Raw genomic sequence first — 23109 nt, forward strand, 5'->3', positions numbered from 1 at the left:
GGATCCACAAGTAGCCTGCCTATGTCCCTGCGCGTGTACCTTCGCACAGCCCTGCTCGGGTTGTGCCTGTCCCTTTCTTTTGCGGCTACTGCGGCAGAAGCCCCGACCACCGCCAGCATCCAGAACAGCCTCGACAAGATCGCCGAGCGCAAGCTGCCCGAGGCGGACCAGAAGGCGCTGCAGCAGGTGCTCGAACAAACGTTGAGCCTGCTTGCTGCCAAGGAAGATAGCGAGAAGAAGCTTGCTGCACTGAAGCAGCAGTTGAGCAGTGCCCCCAAAGAGACCAGTGACAGCCAGAAGGAGTTGGCCAGGCTCAAGGAAACCAAGGCACAACCGGTGGCCCAGCGCTACGCCAACCTCACCGTGCCACAGCTTGAACAGATGCTCAGCGAACGCAACACGCAGCAGGGCGAACTGCAAAAGGCGCTGTCTGAAGCCAACAGCCTGATCATCAACTCGCAAACTCGCCCCGAACGCGCCCAGGCCGAGATCAGTAGCAGCCAGACTCGCACCCAGCAGATCAACAACATCCTCAAAACCGGCAAGGACGGCGGCAAATCCATCAATGCCGACCAACGCAACCAGCTCAACGCCGAGCTGGCCTCGCTCAACGCGTTGACCCTGCTGCGCCGCCAGGAACTGGCCGGCAACAGCGTGCTGCAAGACCTCGGCAATGCGCGTCACGACTTGCTGGTCGAGCGTGCTGCGCGCCTGGAGCAGGAAATCCAGGACCTGCAGACGCTGATCAACGACAAACGCCTGGCCCAGTCCCAGGAAGCCGTCACTCAGCAGTCGATCGAGGCTCAGAAGGCCGGCGGCAGCAGCCTGCTGGCCACTGAAAGCGCGGTCAACCTCAAGCTTTCCGACTACCTGCTCAAGAGCACCGATCGCCTTAACGAATTGACCCAGCAGAACCTGCGCACCAAGCAGCAGCTCGACAGCCTGACCCAGGCCGACCAGGCGCTCGACGAGCAGATCAACGTGCTCAAGGGAAGCCTGCTGCTGTCGAAGATCCTCTATAAGCAGAAACAGACCTTGCCGCACCTGAAGGTCGACCGCGACCTGGCCGACCAGATCGCGGACACCCGCCTGTACCAGTTCGAAGTCAACCAGCAACGCGAGCAGATGAGCAGCCCGGTCACCTATGTCGACAAGCTGCTGGCGGCGCAACCCCAGGAAGATGTGACCCCGCAGCTGCGCAAAGCCCTGCTGGATGTAGCCATCACCCGCAGCGACCTGTTGGAGCGGCTGAACCGCGAGCTGTCGGCGCTGCTCAACGAATCGATCACCCTGCAACTCAACCAGAAGCAACTGCTGGGCACCGCGCAGAGCCTGCGTACCACCCTCGACGAGCAAATGTTCTGGATCCCCAGCAACAAGCCGCTGGACTGGGACTGGCTGCAATACGTGCCAGCGCGCCTGGCCGACCAGGTCGCCAACCTGCCGTGGGGCTCCAGCCTGAAAGAGCTGGCCGATGGCCTGAGCCAGCGCCCGTTGCTGTTCCTGCCGCTGCTACTGGTGATCGGCGCGCTGTTGTGGCGGCGCAAATACCTTTACCAACGGTTAGGCAAAGTGCACCAGGATATCGGCCACTTCCGCCGTGACAGCCAATGGCACACGCCCCAGGCAATTCTCATCAACATTCTGCTGGCGATGCCGGTCAGCCTTGGCCTGGCGCTGTGCAGCTACGCCCTGCAGATCGACGCCCGCGGGCAGAATGCCAACCTGGGTGCCGCACTCTGGCAGCTGGCCCAGGCCTGGCTGGTGTTCTACACCGCCTATCGTATCCTCGCACCCGGTGGCGTGGCGGAAGTCCACTTCCGCTGGCACAAACCGCAGGTCGAGTTCCTGCGCGGCTGGGTTCGCCGCCTGGGCACCGTGGTGCTGGCACTGGTCGGCGTCGTTGCGGTGGCCGAGCACCAGCCTTCGGCACTGGCAGACGACGTATTGGGCATCGGCGTGGTGCTGACCTGCTACGCGCTGATGGCCTGGCTGCTCAGCCGTCTGCTGCTCAGCAGCCCGGCACACCGTGACACCTCGCTGTTTCGCAGGGCCGTGGGCGTAGCATTCACCGCCCTGCCCGTCGCCCTGTTTGTCGCCGTGTGCTTCGGCTACTACTACACAGCACTGAAGCTCACCGACCGTCTGATCTATACCCTGTACCTGCTGCTGTTCTGGCTGGTGATCGAAGCCGCCTTCGTGCGCGGCCTGTCGGTAGCTGCACGACGCCTGGCCTACCAGCGTGCGTTGAGCAAGCGTGCGGCGGCCAAGGAAGGGCTGGATGGCGAAGTCATCACCGAAGAGCCAACGCTGGATATCGAACAGGTCAACCAGCAGTCGCTGCGCCTGATCCGCCTGGCCCTGCTCGGCGGCTTCATCGCCGGCCTGTACTGGGTATGGGCCGACCTGATTTCGGTGTTCGCCTACCTCAACAATTTCGTCCTCTACGAATACACCAGCGGCACCGGCGCCGCCGCCAGCATGGTACCGATCAGCCTCGGCGACCTGCTCGGCGCACTGGTGATCGTCGGCATCACCTTCGCCCTGGCCGGCAACTTGCCAGGCCTGCTGGAAGTACTGGTGCTGTCACGCCTGAACCTCGCCCAGGGCAGTGCCTACGCCACTACTACGTTGCTGTCGTACACCATCGTCGGTATCGGCATCGTCAGTACCCTGTCGACCCTGGGGGTGAGCTGGGACAAGCTGCAATGGCTGGTGGCCGCGCTGTCAGTAGGGCTGGGCTTCGGCATGCAGGAAATCTTCGCCAACTTCATCTCCGGCATCATGATCCTGTTCGAGCGCCCGGTACGGATTGGCGACACCATCACCATCGGCAACCTGTCGGGTACAGTAAGCAAGATCCGCATCCGTGCCACCACCATTACCGACTTCGACCGCAAGGACATCATCGTCCCCAACAAGACCTTCATCACTGGCCAACTGATCAACTGGTCGCTGACCGATACGGTCACCCGGGTGACGCTGAAGCTGGGCATCGACTATGGCTCAGACCTCGACCTGGTGCGCGACCTGCTGCTCAAGGGCGCGCATGAGAACCCCCGCGTGCTCAAGGATCCGGAACCGATCGTGTACTTCCTCAACTTCGGCGAAAGCTCGCTGGACCACGAACTGCGCATGCACGTCCGTGACCTGGGCGACCGCAACCCGACGCTGGACGAGATCAACCGGTACATCAACCGCGAGTTCAAAGCCCACAACATCAAGATCTCGGTGCGCCAGGTAGAGGTATTCCTGATGGACGCCAAGGGCAGCAAACAGCAATTGATTCCGATGGAACAGCCAAAATCGGATGGCACTGCTTCGGCCTGAATAGGCTCGAATACTTTATTGTGTGCAAAATGGCTGCGAGGGCTTCGCCCTCGTTCGCGGGTAAACCCGCTCCTACATCGGGCGCTGGCCGCTGTGGGAGCGGGTTCACCCGCGAAGGGCCGCCAAGCGGCCCGATTGGCACCGAACCCAAGGAGCAGTCCCGTGAAAGCCCTCGACCAACTCACCTTCGACAACCGCTTCGCCCGCCTGGGCGATGCGTTCTCCACCCAGGTGCTGCCCGAGCCCATTGCAGACCCGCGCCTGGTGGTAGCGAGCGAGTCGGCCATGGCTTTGCTTGACCTCGACCCCGCCCAGGCCGAACTGCCGGTGTTCGCCGAGCTGTTCAGCGGCCACAAACTGTGGGAAGAGGCCGACCCTCGGGCGATGGTTTATTCCGGCCACCAGTTCGGCTCGTACAACCCACGACTGGGCGACGGCCGTGGCCTGCTGCTGGCCGAAGTGCTCAACGACGCTGGCGAACACTGGGACCTGCACCTCAAGGGCGCCGGCCAGACACCCTACTCCCGCATGGGTGACGGCCGCGCCGTGCTGCGCTCGTCGATTCGCGAGTTTCTCGCCTCCGAAGCCCTGCACGCCTTGGGCATCGCTACCAGCCGGGCACTTTGCGTAATCGGTTCCAGCACCCCGGTGTGGCGTGAAACCCGTGAAAGTGCGGCCATGCTGACGCGTCTGGCGCAGAGCCATGTGCGTTTCGGCCATTTCGAGTACTTCTACTACACCAAGCAGCCCGAGCAGCAGCGCGTGTTGATCGACCACGTGCTGGAACAGCACTATCCCGAATGCCGTGACGCCGAGCAGCCCTACCTGGCCATGTTCCGCACCATCGTCGAGCGCAATGCCGAACTGATCGCCCGCTGGCAAGCGTATGGCTTCTGCCACGGCGTGATGAACACCGACAACATGTCGATCCTGGGCATCACCTTCGACTTCGGCCCGTACGCGTTTCTGGACGACTTCGATGCCAACTTCATCTGCAACCACTCCGACGACCGTGGCCGCTACAGCTACGCCAACCAGGTGCCCATCGCCCACTGGAACCTCAGCGCGCTGGCCCAGGCACTGACCACCGTGATCGAAGTTGAGCCACTGAAGGAAGCGTTGGGCCTGTTCCTGCCGCTGTACCAGGCCCATTACCTGGACCTGATGCGCCGGCGCCTGGGGCTGACCACGGCCGAAGATGACGACATGGCGCTGGTCGAGCGCCTGCTGCAGTGTATGCAACGCGGTGGCGTGGACTACAGCCTGTTCTTCCGCAAATTGGGTGAGCAGCCGGTGGCCGAGGCACTGAAGGTAGTGCGCGATGACTTTATCGACCTGGCCGGTTTCGATGCCTGGGGCGCAGACTACCTGGCCCGTTGTGGGCGTGAACCCGGTAATGCCGAAGGCCGCCGTGAGCGGATGCATGCGGTGAATCCGCTGTACGTGCTGCGCAACTACCTGGCGCAGAACGCCATCGAAGCGGCCGAGGCGGGGGACTACAGTGAAGTTCGACGGCTGCACCAAGCACTGACCAGGCCTTTCGAGGAACAGCCCGGGATGCAAGCCTACGCCGAGCGACCGCCGGAGTGGGGCAAGCACCTGGAAATCAGTTGCTCTTCCTGAGTAACGCCTCTTCTACAAGGAATTAGGGAGTACGCGTGATTGGGTTGGGGTGGCCAAGCGTAGGCCTTGAGGGGGGGGCGCCTGTGAGATCGAGCGCCGCCCGCGCGGCGCATCGCGAGCTGTGCTCGCTCCTACGTTTGTTTCGGGCCAATCAGTCCTGAGGGATTTGCGCGCGAACGTTATGGCGCACGACGCGATATCGTGTTGCGCGAACAAGGCGGTCGCGCGCGTCTGTCACAGGCATGACTGGCCCGAAACAAACGTAGGAGCGAGCACAGCTCGCGATGCGCCGCGCGGGCGGCGCTCGATCTCATAAGCGATGAAAATCCCCCGCCAACCGCTCCGGCCTATTCAACCGTTCTCTTCAAGCAGCGAATGCAACTCGACAAACTGCAGAGTCAGCTTGTGCCGCGGTTCCAGGTGAATCAGCGGCAGGCTGGCGTGGTGCGATTCGCGCATTTTCACCGAACTGCCCAAGTACACCGGCAGCACCGGCAACCCTTCGGCCAGCAGCTCGTCGAGCATCTGCTGTGGCAGGCTGGCACGTGACTGGAACTGGTTGACCACGATGCCTTCAACCATCAGGTCTTCGTTGTGGTCTTCCTTGAGGTCTTCAATCTCGGCCAACAGGCCATACAAGGCCTGTCGCGAGAAGCTGTCGCAGTCGAAGGGGATCAGCACGCGATCGGCAGCGATCAGCGCAGAAACCGCATAGAAGTTCAGCGCCGGCGGGGTATCGATGTAGATACGCTCGTAATCCTCGTCCAACTCGTCGAGCAACTTGCGCAGCTTGTTGATCTTGTGTTTTGCCTCCAGCTTTGGTTGCAGGTCGGCCAGCTCGGCAGTGGCGGTGACCACATGCAGGTTGTCGAACGGGGTTTCATAGATATCGACCTTGTTCTTCTTGCTGAACGGCCCACTGGAGAGGCTTTGCTTGAAGAAATCGGCAATACCCATGGGGATGTCCTCGCCGGTCAGGCCGGTGAGGTATTGGGTCGAGTTCGCCTGGGCATCCAGGTCGATCAACAAGGTCCGGTAACCTTCATTGGCACTTACCGCCGCCAAGTTGCAGGCAATGCTCGACTTGCCCACGCCACCTTTCTGATTGAACACCACGCGCCGCATGATTGACCTCCGTGTATCAACGAATGCCCGAGTATGTGGCGGCTGTGGGGCAATGACCAGCGCCATTTGGCCGGCATCACGCCTGACCGACCACCTGCCCCGTCAACAACTCGGCGAATGCCTTGGCCATCACCGAATGACCGCGCTCGCGCTGCACCAGCCACACCGCCGTCATCGCCTCTTCATCGAGCAAGGTACGGTACACCACCCCTTCTATGCGCATGCGCTGGAACGACGCCGGCAGCACCGACACCCCTAGCCCCGCCGAGACCAGGCCGATGATGGTCATCGCTTCACCTGCCTCTTGTGCAAAATGGGGGCTGAAACCTGCATGCCGCGCCAGGCTCAGCAATTGTGCATGCAAGCCGCTGCCATAACTGCGCGGGAAGAACACGAAGGGCTCATGGGCCAACGCCGCCATGTAGACGCCTTGTTCGGTGCCCTCAGCCAGTGGATGCGAGGCATTGATCACTGCCACCAACGGTTCTCGGAACAACTCGGTGGCCACCAACCCCTCCGGCAGCGGCATCGGCCGCATCAACCCCACCTCGATGGACTCGTCGAATACCCCTTCGGCCACGTCACGGCTGCTCAATTCCTTGAGGTTCAGGTGCACCGCCGGAAAGCGCTGACGGAAGGCATGAATGGCCTTGGGGATTTTGGAGGTGAACGGGGCCGAGGAGGTGAAGCCGATTTTCATCTCACCCAGCTCGCCCAACTGCGCACGCCGGGCTACATCCGCAGCCTTCTCCACCTGCGCCAATACCTGGCGCGCTTCCTCGAGGAACAATCGACCGGCCTCGCTCAGTTCGACACGACGATTGGTCCGGTCGAACAACCGGGCCCCCAACTCCTGCTCAAGGGCCTGGATCTGCTGACTCAAGGGCGGCTGGGAAATACCCAGCTGCTGGGCGGCGCGGCCAAAGTGCAGCTCTTCGGCCACAGCAATGAAGTAACGCAGATGACGCAGTTCCATGATCCGCTCCAAACAAGTCGCCAAACATCTCAAATAGGTCGAACAATATATTGGATCTAATCGTTAGCCAGCTATATGCTTTTTTCATTGCGCCAGAGGTACCCGTCCGTGAAAACTGCAGTAGCCCCCCTCCTCCTTGAGCCAAAGCCTGCCATCCTGACCGAAATGTGGATCGAAAAAGGCACACCCGCCTTCATGAAAACCGTGCTGGCCTTGTTCAGCGGCGGTTTCGCCACCTTCGCCTTGCTGTACTGCGTACAGCCGATGATGCCTCTGCTATCCAGGGAGTTTGCCATCAACGCGGCGCAGAGCAGCCTGGTGCTGTCGGTGTCCACCGCCATGCTGGCGTTCGGCCTGCTGATCACCGGCCCCATTTCTGACCGCATCGGACGCAAGCCCGTGATGGTGTTCGCGCTGGTCTGCGCCGCCCTGTCCACCTTGGCCAGCGCAGTGATGCCCAGCTGGGAGCTGGTACTGGCCACCCGCGCCTTGGTCGGCCTGTCGCTGAGCGGCCTGGCGGCAGTGGCGATGACCTACCTGAGCGAAGAGATCCACCCGCAACACATTGGCCTGGCCATGGGCCTGTACATCGGCGGCAACGCGATTGGCGGCATGAGCGGGCGGCTCATCACTGGCGTACTGATCGACTTCGTCAGCTGGCACACGGCGATGCTGACCATTGGCGGCCTGGCCCTGGTGGCCGCACTGGTGTTCTGGAAGGTGCTGCCGGAGTCACGCAATTTCCGCGCACAGACGATGAACCCACGCAGCCTGCTGGACGGTTTTGTCGTGCACTTCAAGGACGCCGGCCTGCCCTGGCTGTTCCTTGAAGCCTTCCTGCTGATGGGCGCCTTCGTCACCCTGTTCAACTACATCGGCTACCGCCTGCTGGCCGAGCCCTATCACATGAACCAGGCGCTGGTCGGCTTGCTGTCGGTGGTTTACCTGTCGGGCATCTACAGTTCGGCACAGGTCGGCGCCTTGGCGGACAAGCTGGGCCGGCGCAAGGTATTCTGGGCCAGCATCGTGGTAATGGCGGTTGGCTTGCTGATGACACTGGCCAGTCCCCTGGTGATGGTGATCGTGGGCATGCTGGTGTTCACCTTCGGCTTCTTTGGTGCGCACTCGGTGGCCAGCAGCTGGATCGGCCGCCGGGCACTGAAGGCAAAGGGGCAGGCGTCGTCACTGTACCTGTTCTGCTACTACGCCGGCTCCAGCGTGGCCGGTACGGCGGGCGGGGTGTTCTGGCACCAGTGGGGCTGGAACGGGATAGGGCTGTTCATTGGCAGCTTGCTGGCGGTGGCATTGCTGGTGGCGTTGCACCTGAGCCGCCTGCCGGCCAAAGCAACCTGAACGCACAAGCAATACGGACTTCAGCCTTCAGCCAGCGCCATAGCCAACTGCACCTGCAACTGTTCATCCACAGCCTGCAACTGCAGGCGCTGAACCTGTCCACCGTCCCGTTCCAGGGCATGCAACCAACTCAGCACAGCAGCTGGCGGGCCTTGCAGGCTGACCTCCAGCTGCCCCTCCCTGGCCTCCAGGCCCGCAACATGCAGGCCGGCAAGCCGTGCACGCTCGCTCAAACTGGCAGGCGTGAGCGGCTCGGAAGTGCCAGCCGACTGAGGTTGGCGTTGGGTAACACGCTTCAACAGCGCAGCCAACGCTTGTTCTTGCACAAGGTGAGCCTCAGCATTACGCAAACGGATCTGGCTCGGTAACCAGGCCAGCTGCCAGACAATCAACAGGCCCACAGCCCAAAGTGCCAGCGTCAAAATCGTTCGCCTGGCAGCCGGTATCTGCTGCCACTGCTGCGCCAGCGCCTTTTTGTTCAAGCGTTTCATTCAGCCTCCAGCCAGGAGATGGTTGCCCGTACACCTTCGCCGACCTGCCGTGCGTGCCCCATCCTCACCCCTGGGGCACGCTGGCGAAGGCGTTCCAGATCATCGAAACCTTGGGCGACGACGTCGATGGTCCAACCCTCTGAGGTCTTGGCCTCGGCGTGCTCGATCGTAACGTTGCCAACACCCGCCAACGGGTCTGCAAGCATCGCCAACCGCTCGACAGCCGTCGGTGGTCCAGGCCGTTGCTCCAGAGCCTGGACCTGAGCGGCCAGGTCAGCGCCGGGCACCTGCCCGGGAGCCCAGCGCGCGAACATCTGCACGTTTTCGGCATGCTGCAGTAAAGCTTGCTGCTGCAGCCAGTCGGCACGCAGGTAACCAGCCAGACATACCAGCAGCAGCGCTGCCAGCATGCCACCGCCCAAGGCTTGCCAGGGCGGGCTGCTACGCTGTCGACGCATCGTGCCCTGGCGCAGGTCCACCGCAGTGCCGCCCCCGTCCACCAGCCTGCCAACAGCACTGGCGACATGCTTGTCGCTCAAAGCCTCGCCAGGCGAACCCGGCTCGGCCAGCCAGAGCCGGGGAGCCAAGCGGCGCGACAACACATGAGCCTGCCGTTCACTGACAGCCAGGCGCGTACCGTCCGCCCCACCCAACAGCCAGCGACCCTCGAACCATAGCGCGCAAGCCTCCTCAGTGCCCAACAGGTCGGCGTCTACATGCACCGCAACCGGGTCGATGCCCTGTGCCTGCAACATCGACATGAGGTGTCGATACTCCTCCAGCGCGACTGTCACAACTTGCCGGTAACCACCTGCGTCTGGGGGACCGAATGCCAAATGCAAGGTTTCCAGTGCCTCAGCAAGCTGCTCCTCGGCAGCGTAAGCCAGCGACTCGCGCGTCGGCCGCCTGCCCGGCACCGGGTCCAGCTTGCAGCATCCGGCCATCTCCATCGGCAACACCAGTACCACGGCAGCACCCGCCAACCAAGTAGGTAGCGCCCCGAGGGTGGTTCGGCATTGTTCGCCTTGCGCCGTGTACAGCAGCGCCGGCCACTGCAGCCCCGCGGCAGGCATGCCTTGGGCCAGTAAAAACAGGTAATGCCTACTCATCTGGCCTTTGCTCCGGTTGTGCAGAATATGAACGTCGCATGACGCGCACTTGGTGCGTGTCCAAATCGATTTCCAGGTCGCTGTAGAGGTACATCCGCCTGCCTGCCAGTTCTGCCTGAACCTCCAGGCGGTACCATCGGCTCGTCACGGATAAACCATGACTGTCGACGCCCAGGCCGTCCAACGAGGGGAGTGCCAGAAAACGTTGCACGGTGGGAATGCCATGCTCGGGGCGCTCGCCTACCAACTGCCGCGCAACAGACAGCTCCACACCTTCAAGGGCCGCCAGCAACCGTGCCGAAGCCGTATTGATGTTCAGCCCTGCTGTGCGCGGCAGGGCTGTCACCCAAGGCTGCAACCGCGCCACGGCTTGAGCATCCATGCCTGGTAGCGCACGCAGCTGGGAAGGGTCGAGCATGGGCTGCCCCAGCAGCGGATCGAGCGCTGGAGGTTCGATCTTCAATGACCGGCAAAGGCGTTTCCAGCGCTTGAGCAAGACTGGATTGGGTGTCCCGTTCACCGTCAGGGCAGCGAGGTTGAACCGGCCTGAAAGGTCTTCCAGGCGATAGCGGAGCTGGCCTTCACCAAGACTCAGCTGACGGCTGCGCGCCCAGGGCTGGCCGAGATGGGTCACCTGAAGCACAGTGGCAACCTGCTGCTTCAAATGCCCCAGCGCATGACGCTCCCCGGCCAGCGCCAGTTTCAGCAACTGCGATGCGTCAATCTGCTGGCCCACACTGCCCAGCATTCCCTGATGGCTGCGCAACATCCCGGCCACCAGGAACGACAACAGCGCCATGGCCAGTAGCACGGTAACCAGCGCCAGGCCACGCTGCTGCGCGCTTTTCACAGAGTGCCCCCGGCCAGCGGCAGCACGCGGCGTATCGCCTGCAATCGTTTGGTCGACAACATCACCTCAAGTGCCTGCGGTGGTTGCCGGGTGTGGGCCGATGGCCACTCGGGTTGCCAGCCCACACCGGCTGCATGCATGCGCCAACGCAACTCGACAACCCCCTCCAACAGGCGCTGAGGCTGGCCCTGGCCATTTTCCAGCCCGCGGCGTTGGCGCCACAGCACACCTTCCGCCAACCAATACTCCACGACTCTCAGATCGCTGCGTGGTAACGGCTGGCTGTCACGCTCCGCTCCCAGTACCCAGCTCACCCGATGCTTTTCCAGCGTCACGCCATGACCGCTGCCCTTTGCCTTGCCCGCATGCCAATAACCCTGCAAGGCATCTCGCTGCATTACGCTCATCGCCCGGCCAAGGGCTCGCAGTTCAGCGGCCTGGGGCTGACGTACCGTATCCGTCTGTAACACTGCTGCCACCAACTGGCTCGTCCCTTGAGCCAGCAGGGCAAATACGGCAATGGCCAGCAACAGCTCCAGCAGGGTGAAGCCCCGCTGGCGGCCCGCTGTTTTGCTTTCATGGCAGAGCATTGCCACCCTCCAGCCAGCCCGTGGCCTGGTGGAGCACTGTGCGATCTGCAGCCAGCCCTACAGTGATGGATACTTCGATCAATCCCACATCGACCAGGTGATGCATCGACTCCCGCACGAACCAGGTGCGCTGGCCAAAAACGACTGTCTCGGCGCGCTGCCCTGCAACGGGCAGTGGGTTAAGGCCAAGCTCGGTCAAACGGTTATCAGCGATCCAACTTGCGAACAACCGGTCATGGGCACCCTGCGTTTGCACCAACACGTGCTGGCTGGCGGCAGTCACGGCCGCAGCCAATACGGCAAAGATCGCCAACGCCACCAGCACTTCCAGCAACGTGAATCCGCGTTCAGAGGTGAAGGTGGGGGTCATTCAGGCCATCGCTCGATACATGGGCAAGCCGCACACCTGCCTCAAGGAAATACAACAGGAACGGGGTGTACTCATCGTTGCTGGCAAACGTGAGTTGTGCTGTTTCGCCGTGCCTCGAAAGCCCTGCCGGCAACCCGTCGATCTCCAGCCGCAGGCTCAGGCTCAAACTACGGCGCTGCCCCGTCGGCATCCAGGTTTGCCCCGTACGCAACATCAACTGGTAGCCGTCAGTGTCGATGCGAATACCCAGGGTCTGCCCCTCGAGCACTGCTCGCTGCCTGGCCTGTTGAACCACCTGCAGGAACAGCCCGGCCTCCTGGCGTGCGGTCCGTTGCGGATCGTGCCCGACCATCAAACCGCTCATGCCCATGACGATACCTGCCAGTACCAGTACCAACAGCAATTCAAGGAGGGTAAAACCCTGGGAGCGGCGCCGGATCATTCGTCCCAGTTACCGATGTCTGTATCCAAGCCTTCACCACCCGCTTGGCCATCGGCACCTAACGAGTACAGGTCATAGCCCTGGCCCGAGCGCACTCCGGGGCTTGCGTACCGGTAAGGCGCCCCCCAAGGGTCTGACGCAGCGCGCTTGAGGTAGCCCTGGGCGTTCCACTGACGCGGCAGAGGCGCCACGCTTGGGCGCCGAACCAGCGCTTCGAGGCCTTGAGCCGTGGTCGGATAACGCCCGTTATCCAGCCGGTAGATCTCCAGTGCAGTGGAAATGGACTGAATATCGGTGCGCGCCGCCGTGACCTTGGCATGGTCCGGGCGGCTCATGACATTGGGCAGCACCAATGCTCCGAGTACACCAAGGATGATGACTACGACCATGATTTCGATAAGGGTGAAGCCACGTTGCGAGTGACGTGCAGAGCCATTGAGCATGTCAGTTGACCAGTTGGTTGAGGTTGAGAATAGGCAGCAGAATGGCCAGGACGATGAACAGCACGATGCCCCCCATCACCAGCAGCATCAGGGGCTCGCACAGGCTGACCAGTAACGAGATACGACCTGCCAGGTGCTTTTCCTGAAGGTCGGCAGCGCGCTCGAGCATGCTGTCCAGCTCCCCTGCTCGCTCACCACTGGCAATCATGTGCAGCATGAGCGCAGGCAGGGTTTTACTGCGCGCCAGACTGCTGGCCAGCGTTGCACCTTCGGCTACTTCGCGCACGGCAGTCAGCAAGCGTTCCCGTAGCACCAGATTGCCGACTACCCCGGCGCCAATGCTCATTGCTTCCACCAGCACGACACCACTACGGCCAAGAATTGCCAGGGTACTGACGAAGCGGGCGGCTTCACGTGTGCGAACGAATTCGGCATAGCCGGGCAACTGCAACGCCAGGGCATGCCATTGCCGTTTGCGTGCGGGGTGGTGAAGTGCCAGGGCAATCGATGCGATCAACGCAGCCAGCGCCAGCACTGCGATCACCCCATAGCGCCCGGCCGCGTCACTGAGCGCGATCAATACCCGTGTCGCCAGCGGAAGTTGGGCGTGGTCACGACTGAATGCCTGAACAACGTCCGGTACTACATAACCGAGCAGAAAACCCACCACCAACAGCGATACCACCATCAGGATCGCGGGATAGGCCATCGCCAGCTGTACCCTCTGGCGTAACGCCTGCTGATGTTCGCCATGCTCGGCCAACCGTTCAAGCACGGCAGCCAGGTACCCGGAGCGCTCTGCAGCAGCTATGGTTGCGCGGTAGACAACCGGGAATGCCAATGGGTAGTGCGCCAGTGCATCTGCAAACGTATTGCCTTCCACTACCCGCTCAGCGACCCCGAGCAACACCTGCCGGACCTGCCGTTGACCGTTCTGGGCAGCCACCGCCTGTAGCGCCTCGGTCAGCGGCACGCCCGCCTGCAAAAGGGTCGACAGTTGACGCGTCAACAGGCACCGCCGGGCAAGCGTCAATCGCCTGCGCACGGGCACGATGGAAAATGAAGACTGCCTGGCCGCTTTGACCTTGAGCACGAACAGGCCCTGATCACGCAGCTGCTGCCGGGCCTGTTGCGCACTACTGGCCTCTACGCAGCCGCGCTGACGAACGCCGCTATTGTTCCGTGCGATGAAGCTGAAAACCGCCATGCTCAGTCCTGGCCAGTCACGCGCAAAAGTTCTGCGGCGCTGGTCTGTCCCATACAGACCCTTTGCACGCCATGCTGAAACAGGCTGGCTGAGTCGCCACGGACTATTTCGCGCATGGTCGCTTGTGACGCCCGGGCGTGAATCGCCTGGGCCAACTGTTCATCGACGACAACCATTTCGTGTAACGCCAGGCGGCCGCTGTAGCCCTGCTGACACTGTTCACACCCCACCGCCTGATAGACATGCGTCGGCAGCTCCTTGGGGTAGCCCAGGGCACTGGCCATGGCATCATCGACCACACAGGCAGCCTTGCAGTGCGGGCACAGCACCCGCACCAGCCGCTGAGCCATGACGCCGGCAAGGGAAGTAGCAAGCAGGCAGGTATCAACGCCCATGTCCGCCAGCCGCGTGATGGCCCCCAAAGCGCTGTTGGTATGCAAGGTCGAGAGCACCAGATGCCCGGTCAGGGATGCCTGCACGGCAATATCGGCAGTTTCACGGTCACGAATTTCGCCCACCATCACAACGTCCGGATCTTGGCGAAGTATCGCCCGAAGACCTCGGGCGAAGGTCATGTCCACCTTGGTGTTGACCTGGGTCTGGCCTATGCCGGGCAGGTGATATTCGATCGGATCCTCGACAGTAAGAATGTTGCGGGACTCCCGGTTAAGCACCGAAAGCGCCGTATAAAGCGTTGTGGTCTTGCCGGACCCGGTTGGTCCTGTAACCAGGAAGATGCCATTTGGCCTGTCCAGCATGGCGAGGAAGGCCTTGCTCACCGAAGCCTCCATTTGCATGTGCTGGATATCCAGGCGCACTGCCTGCTTGTCCAGCAACCGCAGCACAACGCGCTCGCCGTGAGCAGCGGGCAACGTCGACACCCGCACATCCACCTCATGGCCTGCCAGGCGCAAGCTGATGCGGCCATCCTGGGGCACACGCTTCTCGGCGATATCCAGACGCGCCATGACCTTGATACGCGACACCAGCAGCGCCGCCAGCGCCCGTGGCGGCGACAGGACCTCACGCATGACGCCATCGATACGCATGCGTACCCGCAACTGTTGTTCGAAGGTTTCCAAGTGGATATCCGAGGCGCGCGACCTGACTGCTTCGCTGAGCAAGGCATTGAGCAAGCGGATAATCGGCGCGTCCCCTTGCTGGTCGAGCAGGTCGCATGACTGCGGCAAGGCTTGCGCCAGGCGTGGTAAGTCAATCTGCTCATCCAGCCCCTGGATGACGGTATGGGCAGCGTCCTGAGTACCGCCATAGCAAGCGGCAAGGCGCTCGGCAAAATGCCCTTCATCGACCAGACGCAGCGGCCAGTGACTGCCTGTCACGCGCAACACCTCAGAAAGCACCTGCAGCGAGGCGCTGTCGCGCATCAAAACGGCCGGTTCTGCCGCCTGCCGGTCCAGCAGAATGCCGTGGCGCCGGGCAAAGCCGAATGAGAGTTCAGGGTTCAAGAGCCAGGCTCCCGGGTAGGGACAGGCCGGGTTTCGAACAACTCGCGGGCCTCCCGAGGCATACGCTGCGGATCGGCTGAGTGCACATCACGGTAAGCGCGGCGCCCCGAATCGATCAGTTCAGCCTGGGTACGTAAAAGGGTAGGCCGCAGGAAGACCATCAGGTTGGTCTTCTCCTGAATGTCCCGACTCCAGCGGAAAAGCCCGCCTATCAGCGGTATGCGGCTCAACAGAGGCACCCCTCGCTGCTCGGTACGCACGCTGTCCTTGATCAACCCTCCGATCACGATGATCTCGCCATCGGCGGCAAGGATGGTGCTTTTGAGCGTTCGCTTGCTGGTGATCAGGTCGCCTTCGACGGTGCTGGGGGCGAGTTCGGAGCTTTCCTGCTCGACCTCCAGGCGTAGGCTCCGGCCCTCATTGATATGCGGGCGAACCTTGAGGCTGATACCGATATCCTTGCGTTCCACGGTTGTAAACGGGTTGTCCGCGCCGCTGCCGGAAGTGGTATAGGAGCCGGTCTTGAACGGTACATTCTGGCCCACCAGAATCTGCGCTTCCTGGTTGTCCAGCGTAAGCAGGCTGGGCGTGGAAAGCAGGTTGCTTCGGCTGTTGCTGGCCAGAGCCGACACCAGCAGGCCAAACCTGTCCGACCCAATGGCCAGCGCTGCGCCGCTGGGCAACAGTTTGTCCGCGTCGAACAGATCAGCGAAAGCAGCCCCGCTGTCGGGGAAGGTCACGCCGCCTTTCAGGCTGCCGGTATCGACGCCCCACTGCAGGCCCAGAGCTTCGTTGATATCCCCGCTGACTTCGACAATGGCTGCATGTATCAGCACCTGCGCGCGGGGCTGGTCCAACTGCGCGATCATTTGCGCCACATTGTCGAGCATGCGTGGCTCCCCCAACAGCAGCAGCGCATTCTGACTGGCATCGGCCTTGACCATTACCCCAGCCGCCAACGCCGGGGCCGGGCTCTCGCTATAGGCCTTGCCATCCAGTTGCTTGCCTACATCGTTCAGTACCTCGGCCAACTGCTCGGCATTGCCATGCTGAAGGCGCACCACCCGCCAGTTTTGCGAAGAGGCCGGTGCCGCCACATCCAGGTCACGGGCCAGCTGCGCCATACGTTGCCGGGACTTTTCCGGGCCGAGAACAAGCAGGCGATTACCGCGCACATCTGCAAGTACCCGTACACCGCTATCGGGGCCACCGGCCGATGCTTCGACGACAGGCAATACTTCAGCAGCCTGTGCCGTACGCAATGTCACCAGCTCATAGTCATGTCGCTGACCGCTGTCCAGTTGTGCCACCAAGGCTTGCAAGCGGTCCAGGTTCGCAGCCGAGTCGGTAACCACCAAGGCATTGGCAGAACTGGACGGGCCAATGTAGCCATTGCTCGATACCAGCGGCCGCAGCAAGCCCGCCAGATCGGCGGCAATGCTGCCCGACAGGCTGAACACCCGCGTGGTGAAGGCAGCAGGGATCGCGTCGGCTTGCTGGTTCGCCCAGACCTTGGCTTCGCTGGCTGGAAGCACCAGCAAGCGGTCGCCATCGTTCACCGCTGCAAAACCCTGCGCATTCAATACCGAATAAAACAGCCGGCGAACGCCCTCGCGATCATGCGGCTCATTCGATAGCACGGTGATACGCCCCTGCACGCGAGGGTCGAGCACGATCGTCTGATCCAGAATTGCCCCGACTTCCCGTACGACATCGCGCACATCGGCATCGCTCATCGCCAACTGCCAGGTTGCAGTATCTGCCAATGCCAACGTGCCGGCCACAGACAGGCAAGTGCCGACCAAGGCAACCTGCAAATAGCGTTGTAAAGTCATTGCACCTCCCGCAACAAGCGGGGTGGATCTGCTGGAGCAGGGCCAGCCACAGCCGCGCTGCCAGAGGTAAGGAATATACTGGGGCGGCTGCCGGACATCGCCACGCTTTGTTCGACGCTGCCGTCCCAGAGCGTGATGCTGCGCACCTCGATACGGCGCACAACGCTCCCGTCCGGCAACCGGTCGCCGACCCGATAGAGGGCGTCACCGTCCCGGCTGCCCACAAGCGCACGCGCTTCGCCACGGCTGGGAATGAAGCATGCCTTGAGCACCAGATCAGCCCGGCCCGTAGGTTGCCCGTCAGGCGAGCTGAGACCGAAGGCCAGGACCAGTGATGCCGTGGAGAGCGGCTTTTCCAAAGGTGCGCTGTGGGCGAAACCTTCGGGCACTTCAGGTTCAAATGACCATGGCCGTACCGTTTCGCGGATGCCCAGCGCCACCATCGTCATCACAGGTATCGCCGCCCAGGCCCAATGCCCCAACCGTTTCATCGACTCAAGGCAACATCCGCCGAATGATGCGTCGACCCGAAAGTTCGTGCATTACCACCGCTACGACATGCAGCAACATGGCGCCAGCAAGCAACGTACTTGCTGCAACGTGCAACTTGCGCCAGGCATCCAGCCATGAAGGGTCAACAAGCAAGGGCGCTATGGCAAACCAGCCGAACACCTCGATCGGTCGGTCCATCATCAGCACACCGGACAGCAGAACCAATGCCGTGAGCCAGTACAGCCCTTCATGGACGAAATGAGCTACCCGGCGCCCGGCGACACTCTGGTGTACCGCGCCTGGCCTGGCCATGCACACGCGAAGCAGCCAACGCATGAGAAAAACCGGGATAAAAAGCGTGGTCAGCCCAACATTCACGAAGCCGATGAAGTCAGCGCTGGAGGGTTGGACCTCAACCAGGGAAACATAGAAACCACTCGCCAGCGCCCAACCGATAATCAGGGCAGAGATCCAGTGCAACACAACCTGTTGCCAAGCATATTTATCTTGCGACATCGAAAAGTCCCGAGCCTGACCCGGCAGCCCAACTCAGGCTGCCAGGCCAGATCTCCTTAGCGTTTGATCCAGGCGTCTTGCCAGTTGCTGCCCACACCTGGCTCATACTGACTGGCACTTTCCGAATAGATCTTGCACCAGCCTTCATACGGGAATGGCTTGCACTCGAACACCTCGCCAGTTTTCGGTTGCAGGACGCGAGTTCCTGCCTTGTAACTGGCAAGCGATTGCGGGAATTCGAAGTCGTAGCCTTCACCCCCGGCCGTCTTCAACTGAACCTTGCGCTCCTCCTGAAGCAATATGCGCCCGGTTTTATTGACACCGACAACCTTGAGCAGGTGCTCGCCTTCGACACTGGCTACCGGCAGAGAAATCGGGCTGGTGGTGGCATCCACTTGCTGACGGACGAAGCCGACCTGCTGGTTGGCTGAATCGTACAGCCGCGCACTCACCTGCAAGTTACGGTTGGTCATCACCGTGAAGTCCAGCGCCGCCTTTCCATCAGTCAGGGTATATTCCGACTTGAGATCATGCAGGTGCAGATAGCTGTCATCCGAAGGCACGCCTTCGAAGTCCAACTGATAGCTGCTGATACCTGTCTCAGGCTTTGCATAGATATTGTTGGCGCCCTGTACCGGCGTGATATTGCCTTCTTGATCGGGTTGACCTGCCTGTACCAGCGACTGGCTTTCATTGATACGCGTGGCGAGCTTGTACGACCAGTTGGGTGCAAGGCCTTCTTCAGCGTTCTCGATGGTAATACTCACGCTGTAAGGCGCGCTCTCTGAACCCGCCACGAACGCACGGGCCTTCACCTTGTCGCCAATCTGCAAGTCCCGATGTGGATTGATGGCGCCTACTTGTGGCCATTGCGGAACAGGGCCGCCATCAGTTTGGATATCCACATCCATCACGTTGTAAAACGCGGCGGCCGTATCATCGACAGTCCAGACACCCATGATGACATGGTGCCCCGACCTGTCTGCCGGCAAGGTGCACTGATGCTTGACCGGCGATGGCCCGACGGTGGGTTGACCTTCGCCGCGCGCCGGCTTGCCGTGGCCATCTACCTTGCAGAAAGGCGTCAACTCGAACGCATCGCGCGCCAAGGGTGAATTGGGATTCCAACCGGCCTTGGTGATGAAGTATTCCCAACCGGTTGTCTTGTGCCCTTCGGTGTAATGCCACTCGAAGGTAATGTCGCGCTGCTTGATAGTGGTCAGGTGCCAACGATTGGCAGACTGTTCGTCAAGCGGAGCAAAGTCACCTCGCTCTCCACCACTGGCGAGTTTGCCGTCGACAGGGCCACGTGCAGGGAATCCTTTAACGGTTTCTCCGACTGACTGGGGCTCGTACGTCGCTGCCCCGCACTCGGTATTTTGCCCCAAGCGACAGGCGTAGGCGCGCGAAGGCGGCTCGCTGGTATAACCATGGGCATAGGCCAATTGTCCCTGTATACCCGCACCGGCCATTGCTACCCACACACTGGTAGCCAACAGCCTTCGCACATTCTTTGTTGTACTCATGATGCCCCCCGGCGTAATGGACTTGCACCAGCAAGCCCGACTGAGTGGCCCAGTCTATTTACGCGCCAGGGATCAATATGTAGGAATTAGCTCGTTACACGCGCTGCTATCGCCCAACCGGGGTGAGGAGTTCGACAACATCTACATCGACCTCCCTGCTCATCAGGTGCTTCTCCACCTCACCAGTCAGTTTGACCTTGGTTTTTTCGTTGAACGGTGTCTGCGGGAGATCTTCATCGTCAATTTCGACGGTTATGGTGCCCGTGTCATCCTTGAACTCGTACTTGTCGTCGTTATTGATCTTTTTGGTCACGAACCCCTGCAGCACCACCGGAGTATCATCGGCGGCATCATTGGCAGCAGCCACGGTGGAAACTGGCTGGGCACCAGGGCCCGTATAGCTGCCAGCAAGGGCAGCGGTACTGAACAGCGGGACGAGGATCAGTGCGAGATAATGGGTTTTCATGAGGATCGGGTCCTGTTTCGGTTTCGATGGGACCAGATTAACGACGATCGCTGAATTAAAACTTAATGCACAAAAAACCCGGCATCGAAGCCGGGTTTACTGAGCAGTGCATCAAGTCACTGGTGGTACTGCGCCGACAGCTCGTGCACAGCATTGACGAACACACCGGCATGCTCCGGATCGACTTCCGGGGTAATACCATGACCAAGGTTGAACACATGGCCAGTGCCGTGGCCATAACTGGCCAGGATGCGCGCCACTTCCTTGCGAATGGCTTCAGGCTTGGCGTACAGCACGGTCGGGTCCATGTTGCCTTGCAGCGCCACCTTGTCACCCACACGGCGACGGGCGTCGCCGATCTCGCAGGTCCAGTCCAGGCCCAGCGCGTCAGCACCGGCTTCGGCAATGCTTTCCAGCCACAAGCCGCCGTTCTTGGTGAACAGGATCACCGGCACCTTACGCCCTTCGTGCTCGCGGATCAGGCCGCTGACGATCTTGCGCATGTAGGCCAGTGAGAACTCCTGGTAGGCCGCCGCCGACAGGTTGCCGCCCCAGGTGTCGAAGATCTGCACGGCCTGGGCGCCGGCCAGAATCTGGCCGTTAAGGTAGCTGGTGACCGACTGGGCCAGCTTGTCCAGCAGCAGGTGCAGGGCTTGCGGGTTGTCGTAGGCCATGGCCTTGGTCTTGCGGAAGTCTTTCGACGAGCCGCCTTCGACCATGTAGGTGGCCAGGGTCCACGGGCTGCCGGAGAAGCCGATCAGTGGCACACGACCATTGAGCTCACGGCGAATGGTGCTGACCGCGTCCATCACGTAGCCAAGGTCTTTCTGTGGGTCCGGGACTGGGAGCGCTTCGATGTCGGCCGGAGTGCTGATGACCTTCTTGAAACGCGGGCCTTCGCCGGTTTCGAAGTACAGGCCCAGGCCCATGGCATCGGGAATGGTGAGGATGTCCGAGAACAGGATCGCCGCGTCCAGCGGGTAGCGGTCCAGCGGCTGCAGGGTGACCTCGCAGGCGAACTGCGGGTTCATGCACAGGCTCATGAAGTCACCGGCCTTGGCGCGGCTGGCGCGGTACTCCGGCAGGTAGCGGCCGGCCTGGCGCATCATCCACACCGGGGTGACGTCTACGGGTTGCTTGAGCAGTGCACGCAGGAAACGATCGTTCTTCAGGGCAGTCATGTCGGCATCCGGAAAAATAGTGCGGGCATTTTCTCAGACACCAGCGCAAAAGGCACGGCCATGGCCATGTGTTTTGTCTATTGGATGCCACAGATCAAGCGTTTTTGTATACAAAAGCTTCGCGGGCATGCCTGCCCCCACGGGTTCTGCGCTTAACCCTGCGGGAGCGGGCATGCCCGCGAACAGGTCGAACCTCAGACTTCGAGGTAGTCCAGGATACCCTCGGCAGCCGTACGCCCTTCGAAGATCGCAGTCACCACCAGGTCCGAACCGCGCACCATGTCGCCACCGGCAAACACTTTCGGGTTGCTGGTCTGGTGCTTGAACTTGCCCTTCTCCGGGGCAACCACACGGCCCTGGCTGTCCAGCTGAATGCCATGCTGCTCAAACCACGGCGCCGGGCTCGGGCGGAAGCCGAAGGCGATCACCACGGCATCTGCCGGCAGGATCTCTTCGGAGCCCGGGATGGGCTCAGGGCTGCGGCGGCCACGGGCATCAGGCTCGCCCAGGCGGGTCTCGACCACTTTGACGCCTTCGACCTTGTCCTCACCCACAATGGCAATGGGCTGGCGGTTGTAGAGGAACTTCACGCCCTCTTCCTTGGCGTTCTTCACCTCTTTGCGCGAACCCGGCATGTTGGCTTCGTCACGACGATAAGCACAGGTCACCGCCTTGGCACCCTGACGGATCGAGGTACGGTTGCAGTCCATCGCGGTGTCACCACCGCCCAGCACCACCACTTTCTTACCCTGCATGTCGACGAAGTCTTCCGGCGACTTCTCGAAGCCCAGGTTGCGGTTGACGTTGGCGATCAGGAAGTCCAGTGCGTCATGCACGCCCGGCAGGTCCTCGCCCGGGAAGCCGCCCTTCATGTAGGTGTAGGTACCCATGCCCATGAACACTGCATCGTACTCGGCGAGCAGCTGTTCCATGGTCACGTCCTTGCCCACCTCGGTGTTCAGGCGGAACTCGATACCCATGCCGGTGAAGACTTCGCGGCGGTTGCTGAGCACGGTCTTTTCCAGCTTGAACTCGGGGATGCCAAAGGTCAGCAGGCCGCCGATTTCCGGGTTCTTGTCGAACACCACCGGGGTTACCCCAGCGCGCACCAGGACGTCGGCGCAGCCCAGGCCCGCCGGGCCGGCGCCGATGATGGCGACGCGTTTACCGGTTGGCTTGACCTTGGACATGTCCGGGCGCCAGCCCATGGCGAAGGCGGTGTCGGTGATGTACTTCTCCACCGAGCCGATGGTCACCGCGCCAAAGCCGTCGTTCAAGGTGCAGGCACCCTCGCACAGGCGGTCTTGCGGGCAAACACGGCCGCATACTTCGGGCAGGGTGTTGGTCTGGTGCGACAGTTCCGCCGCGGCCAGGATGTTGCCTTCGGAGACCAGCTTCAACCAGTTGGGGATGAAGTTGTGTACCGGGCACTTCCACTCGCAATACGGGTTACCGCAGCCCAGGCAGCGGTGCGCCTGCTCTACGGACTGCTGCGGCTTGAACGGTTCGTAGATTTCCACGAACTCCTTCTTGCGCTGGCGCAGCAGCTTTTTTTTCGGGTCCTTTCGGCCCACTTCGATGAACTGGAAGTCATTGTTCAGACGTTCAGCCATTTTTCAAAACCTCTTTACAGCAGCTGCAAGCTACAAGCTGCAAGCCGCAAGACGATCACTTAAGCCGGGCAAACCTCGTACTGCCATTACTTGCAGCTTGAGGCT

Annotated in this window: 21 protein-coding genes; 3 read left to right on the top strand and 18 right to left on the bottom strand. The window is 61.5% G+C overall.

Annotated elements, in window-relative coordinates:
* Window positions 1-21 precede the first annotated feature (21 nt).
* Both mscK and GST84_24655 read left to right on the top strand, forming a co-directional pair.
* Window positions 22-3330, top strand: a complete 3309-nt coding sequence (mscK, locus tag GST84_24650; GenBank protein ID XGB15360.1) for a mechanosensitive channel MscK — start codon at window positions 22-24, stop codon at window positions 3328-3330.
* A gap of 162 nt (window positions 3331-3492) precedes the next feature.
* The gene (locus tag GST84_24655) at window positions 3493-4953 is read left to right on the top strand and encodes a YdiU family protein (GenBank protein XGB15361.1); all 1461 of its coding nucleotides are present in this window, start codon (window positions 3493-3495) and stop codon (window positions 4951-4953) included.
* 351 nt (window positions 4954-5304) lie between these two features.
* On the opposite strand, the gene GST84_24660 is transcribed toward GST84_24655, so the two are convergent.
* Both GST84_24660 and GST84_24665 read right to left on the bottom strand, forming a co-directional pair.
* A complete protein-coding gene (locus GST84_24660) occupies window positions 5305-6078 on the bottom strand; it encodes an AAA family ATPase (protein ID XGB15362.1) in 774 nt (257 codons plus the stop codon).
* A 76-nt stretch (window positions 6079-6154) separates the two neighbouring features.
* The gene (locus GST84_24665; protein ID XGB15363.1) at window positions 6155-7054 is read right to left on the bottom strand and encodes a LysR family transcriptional regulator; all 900 of its coding nucleotides are present in this window, start codon (window positions 7052-7054) and stop codon (window positions 6155-6157) included.
* Between the two features lie 108 nt (window positions 7055-7162).
* Here GST84_24665 and GST84_24670 point away from each other — a divergent pair, with 108 nt between their 5' ends.
* Window positions 7163-8407 carry an MFS transporter gene (locus GST84_24670; protein ID XGB15364.1) on the top strand — a complete coding sequence of 415 codons (1245 nt, stop codon included), beginning with the start codon at window positions 7163-7165 and terminating at the stop codon, window positions 8405-8407.
* A gap of 20 nt (window positions 8408-8427) precedes the next feature.
* On the opposite strand, the gene GST84_24675 is transcribed toward GST84_24670, so the two are convergent.
* The 16 genes from GST84_24675 to GST84_24750 all read right to left on the bottom strand — a co-directional run bounded on the left by GST84_24675 (window position 8428) and on the right by GST84_24750 (window position 23004).
* Complete coding sequence (locus GST84_24675; protein XGB15365.1) at window positions 8428-8898, bottom strand: hypothetical protein; 471 nt, start codon at window positions 8896-8898, stop codon at window positions 8428-8430.
* The gene (locus GST84_24680) at window positions 8895-10007 is read right to left on the bottom strand and encodes a hypothetical protein (GenBank protein ID XGB15366.1); all 1113 of its coding nucleotides are present in this window, start codon (window positions 10005-10007) and stop codon (window positions 8895-8897) included. The genes GST84_24675 and GST84_24680 overlap by 4 nt, the downstream gene beginning before the upstream one ends.
* Window positions 10000-10857 (bottom strand): general secretion pathway protein GspK, encoded by an 858-nt coding sequence (locus GST84_24685; GenBank protein ID XGB15367.1) that lies wholly within the window; start codon window positions 10855-10857, stop codon window positions 10000-10002. Before GST84_24685 ends, GST84_24680 begins: the two co-directional genes overlap by 8 nt.
* Window positions 10854-11447 carry a type II secretion system minor pseudopilin GspJ gene (gene gspJ, locus GST84_24690; GenBank protein ID XGB15368.1) on the bottom strand — a complete coding sequence of 198 codons (594 nt, stop codon included), beginning with the start codon at window positions 11445-11447 and terminating at the stop codon, window positions 10854-10856. Before gspJ ends, GST84_24685 begins: the two co-directional genes overlap by 4 nt.
* Window positions 11434-11817, bottom strand: a complete 384-nt coding sequence (gene gspI, locus GST84_24695; protein XGB15369.1) for a type II secretion system minor pseudopilin GspI — start codon at window positions 11815-11817, stop codon at window positions 11434-11436. Before gspI ends, gspJ begins: the two co-directional genes overlap by 14 nt.
* Window positions 11795-12259: a type II secretion system minor pseudopilin GspH gene (gene gspH, locus GST84_24700; GenBank protein ID XGB15370.1), complete on the bottom strand. Its 465-nt coding sequence runs from the start codon at window positions 12257-12259 to the stop codon at window positions 11795-11797. Before gspH ends, gspI begins: the two co-directional genes overlap by 23 nt.
* Entirely contained in the window at window positions 12256-12702 is a 447-nt protein-coding gene (gene gspG, locus GST84_24705) for a type II secretion system major pseudopilin GspG (protein ID XGB15371.1), read from the bottom strand. The genes gspH and gspG overlap by 4 nt, the downstream gene beginning before the upstream one ends.
* 1 nt (window position 12703) lies before the next feature.
* Window positions 12704-13909, bottom strand: coding sequence for a type II secretion system inner membrane protein GspF (gene gspF / locus GST84_24710; protein XGB15372.1), 1206 nt, complete (start codon window positions 13907-13909; stop codon window positions 12704-12706).
* 2 nt (window positions 13910-13911) lie between these two features.
* Window positions 13912-15375, bottom strand: coding sequence for a type II secretion system ATPase GspE (gene gspE, locus GST84_24715; protein XGB15373.1), 1464 nt, complete (start codon window positions 15373-15375; stop codon window positions 13912-13914).
* Window positions 15372-17210 carry a type II secretion system secretin GspD gene (gene gspD / locus GST84_24720; GenBank protein XGB15374.1) on the bottom strand — a complete coding sequence of 613 codons (1839 nt, stop codon included), beginning with the start codon at window positions 17208-17210 and terminating at the stop codon, window positions 15372-15374. The genes gspE and gspD overlap by 4 nt, the downstream gene beginning before the upstream one ends.
* Window positions 17207-17569 (bottom strand): hypothetical protein, encoded by a 363-nt coding sequence (locus tag GST84_24725; GenBank protein XGB15836.1) that lies wholly within the window; start codon window positions 17567-17569, stop codon window positions 17207-17209. Before GST84_24725 ends, gspD begins: the two co-directional genes overlap by 4 nt.
* A gap of 136 nt (window positions 17570-17705) precedes the next feature.
* On the bottom strand, window positions 17706-18218 hold the full coding sequence (locus GST84_24730) for a hypothetical protein (protein XGB15375.1): 513 nt from the start codon (window positions 18216-18218) through the stop codon (window positions 17706-17708).
* Between the two features lie 56 nt (window positions 18219-18274).
* Window positions 18275-19744 carry an N-acetylglucosamine-binding protein GbpA gene (gbpA, locus tag GST84_24735; protein XGB15376.1) on the bottom strand — a complete coding sequence of 490 codons (1470 nt, stop codon included), beginning with the start codon at window positions 19742-19744 and terminating at the stop codon, window positions 18275-18277.
* A gap of 106 nt (window positions 19745-19850) precedes the next feature.
* Window positions 19851-20210: a NirD/YgiW/YdeI family stress tolerance protein gene (locus tag GST84_24740; GenBank protein ID XGB15377.1), complete on the bottom strand. Its 360-nt coding sequence runs from the start codon at window positions 20208-20210 to the stop codon at window positions 19851-19853.
* Between the two features lie 116 nt (window positions 20211-20326).
* On the bottom strand, window positions 20327-21391 hold the full coding sequence (gene hemE / locus GST84_24745; protein XGB15378.1) for a uroporphyrinogen decarboxylase: 1065 nt from the start codon (window positions 21389-21391) through the stop codon (window positions 20327-20329).
* A gap of 194 nt (window positions 21392-21585) precedes the next feature.
* Entirely contained in the window at window positions 21586-23004 is a 1419-nt protein-coding gene (locus GST84_24750; protein XGB15379.1) for an FAD-dependent oxidoreductase, read from the bottom strand.
* Between the last annotated feature and the right edge of the window lie 105 nt (window positions 23005-23109).

Origin of the sequence: Pseudomonas putida, from assembly GCA_041879295.1 — a bacterium.
Taxonomy (GTDB): domain Bacteria; phylum Pseudomonadota; class Gammaproteobacteria; order Pseudomonadales; family Pseudomonadaceae; genus Aquipseudomonas; species Aquipseudomonas putida_Y.